Origin of the sequence: Streptomyces sp. NPDC006259 (assembly GCF_042870975.1) — a bacterium.
GTDB lineage: Bacteria > Actinomycetota > Actinomycetes > Streptomycetales > Streptomycetaceae > Streptomyces.
On the sequence record NZ_JBIAHY010000015.1, the window covers coordinates 17,019 to 27,783 of the forward strand.

General features: G+C 69.3%; 9 protein-coding genes and 2 pseudogenes. 3 read left to right on the forward strand and 8 right to left on the reverse strand.

From position 1 onward, the window contains the following. Window positions 1-997 precede the first annotated feature (997 nt). Entirely contained in the window at window positions 998-2,812 is a 1,815-nt protein-coding gene (locus ACFYO5_RS37700) for a helix-turn-helix domain-containing protein (protein ID WP_388718242.1), read from the forward strand. Between the two features lie 41 nt (window positions 2,813-2,853). Here ACFYO5_RS37700 and ACFYO5_RS37705 read toward each other — a convergent pair whose 3' ends face one another. From ACFYO5_RS37705 to ACFYO5_RS37720, 4 genes are all read right to left on the reverse strand, one after another. Continuing rightward, on the reverse strand, window positions 2,854-3,780 hold the full coding sequence (locus ACFYO5_RS37705) for an Imm49 family immunity protein (protein ID WP_388718245.1): 927 nt from the start codon (window positions 3,778-3,780) through the stop codon (window positions 2,854-2,856). A gap of 105 nt (window positions 3,781-3,885) precedes the next feature. Continuing rightward, the gene (locus ACFYO5_RS37710; RefSeq protein WP_388718247.1) at window positions 3,886-4,212 is read right to left on the reverse strand and encodes a WhiB family transcriptional regulator; all 327 of its coding nucleotides are present in this window, start codon (window positions 4,210-4,212) and stop codon (window positions 3,886-3,888) included. Window positions 4,213-4,369: 157 nt separating this feature from the next. Continuing rightward, complete coding sequence (locus ACFYO5_RS37715; RefSeq protein WP_388718250.1) at window positions 4,370-4,729, reverse strand: hypothetical protein; 360 nt, start codon at window positions 4,727-4,729, stop codon at window positions 4,370-4,372. A 289-nt stretch (window positions 4,730-5,018) separates the two neighbouring features. After that, the gene (locus tag ACFYO5_RS37720) at window positions 5,019-5,219 is read right to left on the reverse strand and encodes a hypothetical protein (protein ID WP_388718253.1); all 201 of its coding nucleotides are present in this window, start codon (window positions 5,217-5,219) and stop codon (window positions 5,019-5,021) included. 118 nt (window positions 5,220-5,337) lie between these two features. Here ACFYO5_RS37720 and ACFYO5_RS37725 point away from each other — a divergent pair, with 118 nt between their 5' ends. Together ACFYO5_RS37725 and ACFYO5_RS37730 are read left to right on the forward strand one after the other, a co-directional pair. After that, the gene (locus ACFYO5_RS37725) at window positions 5,338-7,230 is read left to right on the forward strand and encodes a hypothetical protein (RefSeq protein WP_388718256.1); all 1,893 of its coding nucleotides are present in this window, start codon (window positions 5,338-5,340) and stop codon (window positions 7,228-7,230) included. Between the two features lie 309 nt (window positions 7,231-7,539). Further along, the gene (locus ACFYO5_RS37730; protein ID WP_388718259.1) at window positions 7,540-8,907 is read left to right on the forward strand and encodes a hypothetical protein; all 1,368 of its coding nucleotides are present in this window, start codon (window positions 7,540-7,542) and stop codon (window positions 8,905-8,907) included. Window positions 8,908-9,083: 176 nt separating this feature from the next. On the opposite strand, the gene ACFYO5_RS37735 is transcribed toward ACFYO5_RS37730, so the two are convergent. The 4 genes and pseudogenes from ACFYO5_RS37735 to ACFYO5_RS37750 all read right to left on the reverse strand — a co-directional run. Next, window positions 9,084-9,419: a hypothetical protein gene (locus tag ACFYO5_RS37735; RefSeq protein WP_388718262.1), complete on the reverse strand. Its 336-nt coding sequence runs from the start codon at window positions 9,417-9,419 to the stop codon at window positions 9,084-9,086. Between the two features lie 231 nt (window positions 9,420-9,650). Then, window positions 9,651-10,022 (reverse strand): transposase, encoded by a 372-nt coding sequence (locus tag ACFYO5_RS37740; protein ID WP_388718265.1) that lies wholly within the window; start codon window positions 10,020-10,022, stop codon window positions 9,651-9,653. Window positions 10,023-10,132: 110 nt separating this feature from the next. Continuing rightward, window positions 10,133-10,207, reverse strand: a pseudogene (locus ACFYO5_RS37745) (Uma2 family endonuclease); the annotation flags it as partial. Between the two features lie 54 nt (window positions 10,208-10,261). After that, a pseudogene (locus ACFYO5_RS37750) lies at window positions 10,262-10,765 on the reverse strand (hypothetical protein); the annotation flags it as partial.

The window sequence follows — 10,765 nt, forward strand, 5'->3', positions numbered from 1 at the left end:
CGGTGATGCTCAGCCAGCCGGCTCGGCGGACCATCTCCGTCGGCTCCTCGGGTGCGGGGCGCAGCAGCGGAGCCGGTACCGCGCCAAGGACGAGGTGTGCACCGTCGCCGCCGTCGGCCGCGTTCTTGCGCAGTTCGGCGATGTAGCGGGTGGTCGAGGCGTGGCCGAGCATGCGGACTTCGCGAGCGAGGTACCAGCACAGCTCGGCCGCCGGGGACCCGTCAGGCTCGTCCGCGGCGAGCTCCGTCAGCGCCGTGACCGGGGTGGCGATGTCGTGCGCGGGCACCACCGCCGGCGATGCGCCCGGCCGCCAGGCGGCGATCGCGTCGCGGTCGCGCAGCGCGTGGAACCAGTACGGCGCAGGTTGTCCGAGAAGGGCTGCCAGTTCGGCCCACGTCGCGTAGTACGGCTGGTCGCCCCCTTTAACGTCGTAGGCCCGCAGGGCGGGCACCCATGGCTGGCTCACCTGGGTACTGGTCTGTGCCACGACCACGCACGCGTATCTGTCGGCCAGGCGTGCACCGTGGTGTCGTCGCAAGGCACCGGCGGCGATCTTGGGGGCGGCGTTGCCGTCGACCATCGAGTGCACAAGCGCGACGCCGCCGCGGTCTGTGTCCCACCGCAGTACCGCGCAACGGTCGATGAACTCCGCCCGGTCGAACTCGGCGTTTCCTGCTGGCTGTTGGAGCCATCGCCGCTGGTTCGGTTGGCCGTTGTCGTCGTCGGGTGCGTTCCGTGTGAACGGCGTCGTGCCGTCCCCTCCCCAAGGCCGTCAGTACATCCCCCCCAGGCCGGGATACCGGCCCGGATTGTCTGCGGCCCCCACTTTTGCCCGGCGTTGCGGCCCGGCACCCGTGAAGCACGAGAACCGGACATGGCTGACACCTGACCGCCCGACCTTTCTTGTAAGCGGATCCGGACGACGGATTAGCGGCCGTGCGTAAGCGTGAACTTCCGATCTGGTGGCCCGCGGTGTGTAGCGGTGGATACTGCCGGGATGGTGAAGGATCTGAAGGGTGTGCTGGCCGCGCTGGACGCCCAGGAGCCGGGCTCTCTGCTCGGATTGCGCGAGACGCAGTGGGTCGACGCGAAGAGCGGCCCGTACCAGCTGGCGGACCACAAGGCGGTCGAGGAGCTCACCAAGGACGTCGCGGCGTTCGCCAACGGGGGCGGCGGGGTCATCGTCATCGGCATCGCCACCCGCCCCGACCACGACGAGGAGGTCCTGGCGCACATCGTCGGAGTCGATCCGGCCGCCGTTAACGTGGACCAGATCCGCAAGCTGATCCGTCAACGGATCACACCGGCTCCTCGCGGCGTGCGGATCGGATGGTCCGGGGCGGACGGCGAGCGGGTGCTGTTCATCGACGTACCCGCCCAGGCAGTCGACACGCTCTTCGTCGTGCCGGCGCCGGTGGGCAAACCCGGTTCGCCGCGCACGGACACGGTCGCCGTGCCGATGCGGGACGGCGATAGCACGTACTGGCTGCCACGGAGCGAGATCCAGCAGCTGCTCTCCGCCGGTGTCCGGGCCTTGGGCATGCCCACCGCCCAGGCCCTCATCGAGCTCGTACGGCATGCCGTCTCGGAAGCCGGGCCGGGTGACGGGCCGCGGGTCGGGCAGGGCCTGCCCGACCGCGAGCGGGAGATGCGTGTGGCCTACGAGCAACTGGCCGAAGCGGGGCTGGGCCAGCCGGCCGGAGAGGCGTGGGCGCAGGGCTCGGCGGCTCTGCAGGATCTGCACCACGAACGGGACGGCGAGCCTGGCTGGGTGCTGTGCCTGGTGGTCGGATGCCCTCCGGTCGTCGTCGCCGTGCCCGTCTGGCAGGCGATCGTCGAAGCTGGCCGGCATGCACCGGGCCAGAGCCCGCTCGCGGCCATCGGCTTGCCCCGCCCGCCCGCGGGCACGGACACCCCGTGGGTGATCGCGGCCGACTCACGGAGTGTGGACGTCGATGGCGGATCGTGGGGCGCGGGCCGCATGACGTGTTCGGGGCGCGGTGTGTGGCGGTGGCAGCCGCTCCCCCGCTTCAGCCTCCACCAGGGCCGGTCGGCCGAGATCGGGACCTCCGGCCAGACGCCGGCGCTGCGCCTGCGCGCCGTGGTGAACCTGCCCTGGGCCGAGGCAGGCCGGCTGGAGATCAGCAAACCCCGGCGCACGCTGCTTGAGCAGCAGCTTCCGCACAGCGCCGTGGCCGGGGCGGTGACGATGCTGTCCATGCGCCGAGGCGCGGATCTGCCCGCCGCTCGCTGGGAACGGGGGCCCTTCGGCAACTCGGCCCGTTCTGTCGGCTACTCGTGCACGATCGCGGGATCGCACGGCGGCCCGGCGTTGAAGGCATCCGTCAGGCTCGCCCTGCCCACCACGATGGAGTCCACTGTGGTGGCCTGCGCGGACGTCCTGATCGAGGACGCGGAGACGTGGGCAGCAGCTCTTGGCCCCGGCTGGGAAACGCAGTTGGGCTTCGACGAGGTCCAGGCCGTGCTGCTCGCCGCGTGGGAGACTGCTGCTGAGCTGCTGCCCGATGTCGTCGGCGATGTGGCCGGGCTGTCGTGGGCCGCCCCGCCCACCACCGAACTGCGGATGACGTGCGAACAGCCCGCGGACAACGGCGTCTTGCCGGTCCTGGACGAGTTCGTCGATCTGGCGCCGCTCGGCTCCAACGACGGAGGCCCCAGATCGCGGATGGCTGTGACCATCATCGCAGCGCCGGCCATGGGCCGGGCGGAGCGCAAGAGCCTGCTTCGGGAGGCGTTGGTGCGCATGGCCCGCGAGTTCGGGTACGTCGACGCGGAGGTGGACGTGGTGTAGCTCGGCGGCCGGGCAACGGCCGTGCTGATCGGCGTTTCAGGTCAGGAGCCGACAGGGGCAGGTGGCTTCAAGAGCGAGGTCGGAAGGTAGGCGGACCTGGTCTGCAGGTCCCAGCCGTGCACCTGTACGGCAAGTGCGGCCAAGGCGATCGCGCCCAGGGGAAGCAGGCTCCCGGGCGCGGAATTTTCACCGACACCGGCACGGTGCTGCGCCAGTCGTTCGTCCAAGGCCCGTTCGAACGCGATCTGATCGTCGGCGAGCAGGACGCGCAGCAGGCGCTGATCGGGGCTGACCGCGTGGGCGGCGTCCAGGGCGAGGGCCGCGTCCAGTCGCTCGTCCGTCGACGGCTTGGTCAGCGTCAGCTGCGGCCAGTCGCGGGGCAGGTGCCCGCGGGCCGGGGTCAGGTAGCCGCACAGGGCGTCCATGTGTGCGAGGTCGTCCGGTGCGGAGACGGAGTCCCGGCCGGCGTGGGGCAGGTTGTTGCGCAGTGCGGGTGCGAAGTCGTTGCGCAGGAGCAGACCGATCACCCGTTCCCAGTCCTGCACCAGACCGCTGGCGCCGCAGATGTCGAAGGCGTCGATCCATGCGCGCGCGGTGACCGTGTCGGTCGCGTCGTGCATCTCGTCGTAGTCCAGCTCCTCGCTGGTCAGACGTGTCCCAGTGAGAGGCAAGGGGATCTCCCAGTCGCCTCTGGGGGTGCAGCCCAGGTCCAGCACGCCCAGGCGGCATTCAGCAGCGGTGAGCAGGGCGAGGCGGGTGCGCTTGTCATCGAGGCCGGGGTCCTGGATGGTGCGCGCTGCGACGTGGTCGAGCAGTTCGTGGCCGAGTTCCTCGAGCATCACGCGCATCGGGTAGCGGCGTTGGTAGACGTCCTCGAAACGCTCCTGGACACGGTCCGCCTTGTCCCCGAGGGCCTGGTCGAGGCGCTGCTGGTTCACGGGGTGGCGTAGCGCGTGGCTGGTCTTCATCCGTGAATCCTGTCAGGCGCCACTGACATCGCCATTCTCGCGATTTCGTCCGGCGAGCGCATTCCCGTGACGCGGGCTCCGAAGGCATTGTGCGAGCGGGGGGGATCATCCCGTGGCGTTCCAGGGCTGCTCGTCGTCGGACCGGGCGACGCGCTCATGTTCTGATCGGGCCGCTTCAAGCAGGCGGCGCCAGGAGGTGACCAGCGGTCGGCGTCGCAGGAGGGAGCGCCGTTCACGCTCGGTCATGCCGCCCCAGACGCCGTGCTCGATGCGATTGTCGAGGGCATGGGCGAGGCACTCGGTGCGCACCGGGCAGCCGGTGCACAGAGCCTTGGCCCGGTTCTGGGCCGCGCCGTCGACGAAGAGTTCGTCCGGATCTGCGGTTCGGCAGATCGCGTGTTCGCCCCAGGTCTCCTGTTCATCCCCGACCATCTGGACGCCGTCCCCTCCCCGGTCCGGCCTGCCGTTCCCCCCGGCAGACGCAGTCCGCAAACCGTACGGCACGCGTGTAGAGCGTGGGAGATGGGATGGTGACGGCAATCCCTTCGGGTGAAGGGGACTTGACGACACAAGGGTGGTCCCTGATGTGTCATCGGTGGTCGCGCCAGCCGGGCATCGCCGGGAGCGGGGCCTCGCCTGTCAGGGCGCTGATCCGGCGCCGGATCGCCGCGAACATCTCGGCCCGCTCCGCCTTGACCCGGTAGTCGAAGCGGTCGTAGCGCAGCTGGAGGGTGGCGGAATTGTCCAGGGCTTTCAACAGGACCAGACCGCGGCCCCCGTCGGAGGTTGGGTCGCGGTGCCCGCGCAGTTCCAGCGGCAGCCCGTGCTCGGGGTCGATGAGTGCCTGCACCAGCTCGGCCCGGCGTAGGCCGGTGTCGGAGTAGTGGTCCAGCTCCAGGATCCACCACTCCCCCAGGCGAGACTGGTGTCCGGTGACGACCTGGGGCACGGCGACCGTGTGCAGGAGGCCGAGGCGGCGCAGCAGCCCGCTGGGGAGCCAGGCCGCGTCACGCCAGGTGGATTCGTACGGGAGTGGCTGGCGCTCGTCTTCCGGTGATCCGGCACCCGTTGAGTCCGTGGATCTCGTCGTCGCCGGTGCCCACGGACACGCGGGCGGGCAGCAGGCTGTCGAGACTCGCGTTGCTCTCCAGGTGGAGCCGGAAGCCCTCAGCGGTGGGCTGGACGTAAATGAGCAGGTACGCAGCCCGCGTTTCGGCTCTCGGCTCGTGCCGAGGTGTTCAGCAGATGACCTGAGCGAGCGCGCCGGTCAGGGCCGCGGCGAGGGTGAGGACCGCGGCGAACGTGACGGCGGCCCGCATGAGGGCGGTGGGGTAGGTGGCGCCGTCCAAGCGAGCGAGTTTGCCTGCGGCAGCGGCGGCCAGCAGCGCAAACACGACAACCAGAGCGGCGCTTAACAGCACAACGGCGAGAGCGGGCACGACAAGCTCCTACAAATAGTGGGAAGTTGACGTGATCAAAGGTCTCGGAACCCGTGTTCGCCGGGGTCCGGCCGGGCGATGATGAACACCTGCGAACACATCAAGCCGGGGCGGACAGGTGCACGAGGAGCAGACGAAAGCCGATGCTGCGCTCACCGAGCTGCGCAAGCGACTAACCGACGGGCTGGCCCGCATTCAGCTGACCAAGACCCAGCTCGCCACCCGTGCCAGGAAGGGCCGCACGACCGTGCAGCAGGCCTTGCAGGAGGGCGGACCAGTTCCATCGGCCGAGACGGTCGTGGCCCTGGCCCGGGTACTGAACCTGCCCGTCGAACAGTTGATGGAACTGCGGCGGACCGCAGCCGAAGCAACCGGCCCCGCCACCGGGGAGGGCAGCCCGGTCCTGGGAAGGCCGATTGGCGAGTGGGACCCTCACGACTTGGAGCTGCACCCCGCCGACTCCATTCCCATCAGGTACGAGTCCGCTGTACCCAAGCGGATGCTGCCCGGCTATGTCCTGCGGGCCCACGACGAGATCCTCGGGACCGCGGTACTGGACGCAGCACAGGGCCGTAGCCGAATGGTGGTGCTGATCGGGTCGTCCTCGACCGGAAAGACGCGGGCCTGCTGGGAAGCCGTCCAGCCGCTCTCGGCTCAGGGCTGGCGTTTGTGGCACCCCTTCGACCCCACCCGAGCCCATGCCGCGCTCAATGACCTTGAACACGTGGCGCCCCACACAGTGGTATGGCTCAACGAGGCCCAGCACTACCTAGGCGACCCGGGCGTGGGTGAGCTGATCGCGGCCGCCGTGCGTACCCTTCTTACCCGCTCTGAACGCGGCCCGGTCCTGGTCCTGGGCACACTCTGGCCCGAGTACGCCAACGAGTACACCGCTCTGCTCCCACCTGGCACGCCAGATCCGCACAGCCAGGTACGGGAACTGCTTGCCGGAAGGACCGTCACCGTCCCGGAAACCTTCGATGAAGCGGCGCTGCTCACAGCAGTCTCCCTCGCGGAGGGCGGCGACCGGTTACTGGCCGATGCCCTGACCCGGGCCCGCTTCCACGGGCGGGTGACGCAGGATCTCGCCGGCGCGCCCGAACTGGAGCGCCGCTACGAGCACGGTACGCCGACCGCCAGGGCAGTGCTGGAGGCGGCTATGGACGCACGCCGTCTCGGCGTGGGCCTCCACCTTCCTCAAGCCTTCCTCATTGACGCCGCTATCGACTACCTCAGCGATCAGGACTACGACGAGCTGACCGAAGACTGGGCAGAAGCAGCCTTCTCCGACCTCTCCCACCCAGTCCACGGCAAGCAGGCACCGCTACGCCGCACGAAAACCCGCCCCCAACGCCGCCCTCCCAGCAGACCAGAACCCACGCCCATGCAGGATGGGAACGTACTACTGCATCCTCGCCCAATGGACAGCCCGATTTTCCGGCTCGCCGACTACCTCCCAGCGGGGCTGGCGCTGCATCTGGGCCAAGCGGCGGGGCCGGTGTTCCGGCTCGCCGACTACCTCGAACAGCACGGCCGCAGCGCTCGTGGGGCACTGTGCCCTCCCGCCTCATTCTGGTATGCGGCCCGCACTCACCTGGCCAATCCCGAAGACCTCAACAATCTTGCCGAAGCCGCTCACTCCCTCCGCCTCGAGTGGGCTCACAGCCTTCGTCAACTGGCTGCCTTGGCTGGCCACACAGGCGCACTGGTCCTTCTGACGACTCGGCGTGTGCAGCCCATCGACCAGGTCATTGGAGTGGAACGGCGTCACGATGACCCGAATCTGTCCCGGGCCGCCATGATGGAAGAGTTGATCAAGGAAGGGCGTCGTCTTGCCCGTGAGGCGCTGATCACCCTGGCGATGCTGCATGAAGGCGCTGGAGACTTGCACGCAGGCGAGTTCTTACGTCAGAAGGCTGGGGACCCGGCCGCCGTTGAAGCAATGGCCGGGGAGATAGCCCGCGCCGAGCGCTTCCAGACGACGTGGTCCATCATCAATAACATCCGGTGACGACGGCTCAGTCCCGGTCTGCGACGGGCCGATAGACGGGTCCGCCGGAAGGTGGAGTGGCTTGCTGCTCGCATCACCGGTAGCTCACCGGAGACCGGGGGCGCGGCTGGTAGGTGCCCCGGTCTCCGCGCCGACGGCCCCGGGGGGGATCCGGGTCAGCTCGCCGTGCCGCTGTGGTCCGGTGGTGTTGGTGGAACTCGGTGTCCGTTTGGGCGTCTGCCGCCTATACATAGGGGGACGGCAACTCCGCCCCGGCCGGCCGCCGGGCCAGCCCGCGCCGCGCGGGCCCTGATAGACAGCGAGCAGCTGGTGCAGAGCCTCGAAGAACGCATTGCCCGTGTCTGGCACCAGGAGGTCCGGCCGCTGGTCGACGACGCCTTTCGCTGCCACAGCACCGGTACCCCCCGGGCCGCCATCGTGGCGACCTGGACGGCCGTCTGCACCGACATCATCCACAAGCTCTACCAGCTCGCCGAGGACGGCGACGGCAAGGCCGCCGAGATCGTTGCGAAACTCAACGAGGCCCGGGGAAAGCTCGATGGCGCAGCGATCAAGATCGTGGAGGACGTGGAGAAGAAGCTTCTGGAGGACGCGCTTGATCTGGAGCTGATCGACGGGATCGAGCACCGGCAGCTGCTGCGCCTGAAGGAGGACCGCAACCTCTGCGCACACCCCTCCCTTCGTTCGCTCGGCGATGTCTTCGACCCGACCGGTGACTACGCGCGGGCCCACCTCGTGGCCGCGCTGGACGCCCTGCTGGTGCACCCGCCCACCCAGGGGCGCAAGGCGTTCGACCGGTACATCGCCCACGTGGACGACCCCTCCTTCGTCGGCCACGCCGACTACCTGGTGCAGATGTTCGCCCAGCGGGTGAAGTCCAGTGCCTGGAAACAGATCGTCGCCATTGCGGCCAAGCACGCCATGCTTGAACTGCCGGTGCCCGAGACCAGCAGCATCTCCGCGAGCGTGGCCGCAGACCGGCACGCTCTCTGCCTGATTGCCTTCGCCCAGTACGACCGCGACGCCGTGCGGGAGGCCGTCACCAAAACCATGGCCAAGTTCAACGAGCTTCCCATCGACCGGCAGCTGAAGGGGCTTGCGCGCCTGGGCGAGTTCGACGTCTTCACCGACGCCCTCGACGCGACGGTGTGCCAGCAGATCGGCGCCTACGTTGACCAGGTTCAGTACCCGCCCGTCGACACGAAGGCCCGTCGAGTGATCGACGTGATCGCGTTGGCTGGGAGCGACGCCATCCGGGCCCGCATCCCTGCCCTGGCCAGCAAGTTCGCCGAGTTCGAGCCGTACCGGCAGGCCGACGTCATCGCGGCGAATCCCTCCGCCTACTTCACCGACGTCGTGGCGGAGATCCTGGCCGCGGCCGGCAGCTATCGCGTCGCTGAACACTTCGCCGAGAGTGTGGTGATCCCGCTCGCCGGCTTCATCCAGCCGGAGCAGCTGGAGGGCATCCTGACCGCCTGGGCTGAGAACCACGAATGCCGGGCCGCAGCGAAGATGCCCGAGTTCGCGGCGCTCTTCTGGACGCGGGCCCCCCAGCTTCACGGTCTTGCAGCGTGGACGGAGTTCGTCAAGCGGGTGCGGGGGCTCGCGGAGACAGACTGGTACCGCTACGACGAGCTGGCCGCCCACATCGGCTACCGGGAAGCCGTCGCCTCGTAGGGGTCTCCAGATGGGTCCAGTTCGGGTTCTCGTCGCGTCCGTAGGCATATGGCCCGCTCATTGACCGGCTCGGGCAGTCCCGCGCGCACCGCGCGCGTGCTCTCGCCCATGGCCGCCTCGCTTAATCCGCCGTTCCCTCCACTTCGGCCCGTACCGCGGTGAGCAGCCCCAATTCCTCATCTCGTGTTACTGCGTGCTGGCGTTCCTGGTCCCGATTGTTCTCCGCGCTGGTTGAGGGTCCGGGTCAGCTCACGGTTGGCTTCCCGGGCCGCCGCCAGATCGGCCTGGCTCTCTTCCAGTGCCTCGGTCAACTCGACATTGCGCTGCTCAAGCCGCGTGATCGTTCGCTGAAGTTCCTCGATGTCGGTGGGAGCGCCAAGGCCCGACTCGCGCCATGCCTGTTCGCCCAGTTCCTGGGACAAGCGCTTCTCCAACTGCTGAATGCGGGCGGACAGGCGGATGGTGCGGGCCTGCGCGTTTGCGAGATCGGCCTGGAGCGAGGCCCTGCTCACCGCCCTGGGCGCCCGACGCCGGGTCCCGCTCAGCCGGCTCAAGCTCGGCAGCGTGCACCAGGGCGAGCAGATCCCGGTGCCGGTATAGGAAGGTCCGATCCACTCCGGCCTGACGGGCAATGCCCGAGACCGTGATGCGGCTCCCCTTCTGCGTGGCAGCGGTGACGGCCTTCACGACCCGCTGGCGGCGCCGGTCGCCATCCGCCTTGCGGCCGGCGTTCATCGCGGAACTCACGTAGTCCTCCTCGGCCGGACATCGGGCAAAGGCTGGCCGACGCGAGGCATCCCCAGCATCACGCTGTGCCCGCGGCGGATGACCGAGACCGCCTGCTGGATCTGTGCCTGCTCCTCCGCGGTGAAATCGTCCAGGTCCGCCTTGACGCGGTTGATCAGGCGGCGGACACGGCGGATCTCCTCCTGGGACGGCATGGCCTCGGCGCGTGCCCAGTCGTCTGCTTCGAAGGCGGACATCAGCTTCTCGCGGCTTCGCAGGAGGTCTGCGTGGTACGCCTCCAGGTCCGGCAGGTACGAGACGTCGGTGTGGAAGTGTTCGCAGCCCAGGCAGCGGAAACGCAGCGGGCAGCTATGCCCGCCGGCCGCCACGTTCGTCCCTTGGACGCGGCGATGACCTGGCCTTCGACATCCCTCCCACGTCCTTGAGGTCGATCACCCGAAAGTCTCCTGCCGAAGATCCGGCATGCGCCGGGCCGAACCTCGGGGAGGCGGTCCACGTCCTCCTCGAACCCCTGCGCGCGGGGCGGGCGCATCCAGTCGGGCAGTGTGGTCATGGCTTCGCCGTAGTGGTGCGTCGGGTCCGGAAGGCGGTGCGCGGCGGGGCTGTCCTACTTGGCCGGCAGACGGAGCATCGGTTCGAAGGCTGCGTCCTCCTCGCCCTCGACCGAAGGGAGGAAGCCGTCCGGGACGGTGCGGGCGGCCGTGGTGAGGAGGCGGGCCAGGACCTCGGGCTCGGTGGCCGGGGGGAGGCGGAGGGCGGCGAGGAGGCGGTCGCGGACCTCGGCGTGGTCCGGGTTGTCCTCAAGGTAGTCGGCGTTGAGCGCGGGGGGACGGAAGCCGGCCAGGGCGTCGTGCCAGGAGGGGAGGACGATGGCCAGGGTCAGGGCCTCGGCGAGGGACTCCGCGATGAGGGAGGCCTGGCCCTCGGAGTCGGTGTAGAGGACGGGGCGGACGCGGTCGGAGCCGGCCGGGCCGCAGAGGTAGTGGGTGCCCCCCGCGTTGCAGCCGGCCACGGGCTCCGCCGGGAGACCGGCCGGCAGGGCGATCGACTCGATGGGGTCGGTCCGCGTGAGGTCGAACTCGCCGTCGCAGGCGAGGTACGCCTCGACCTC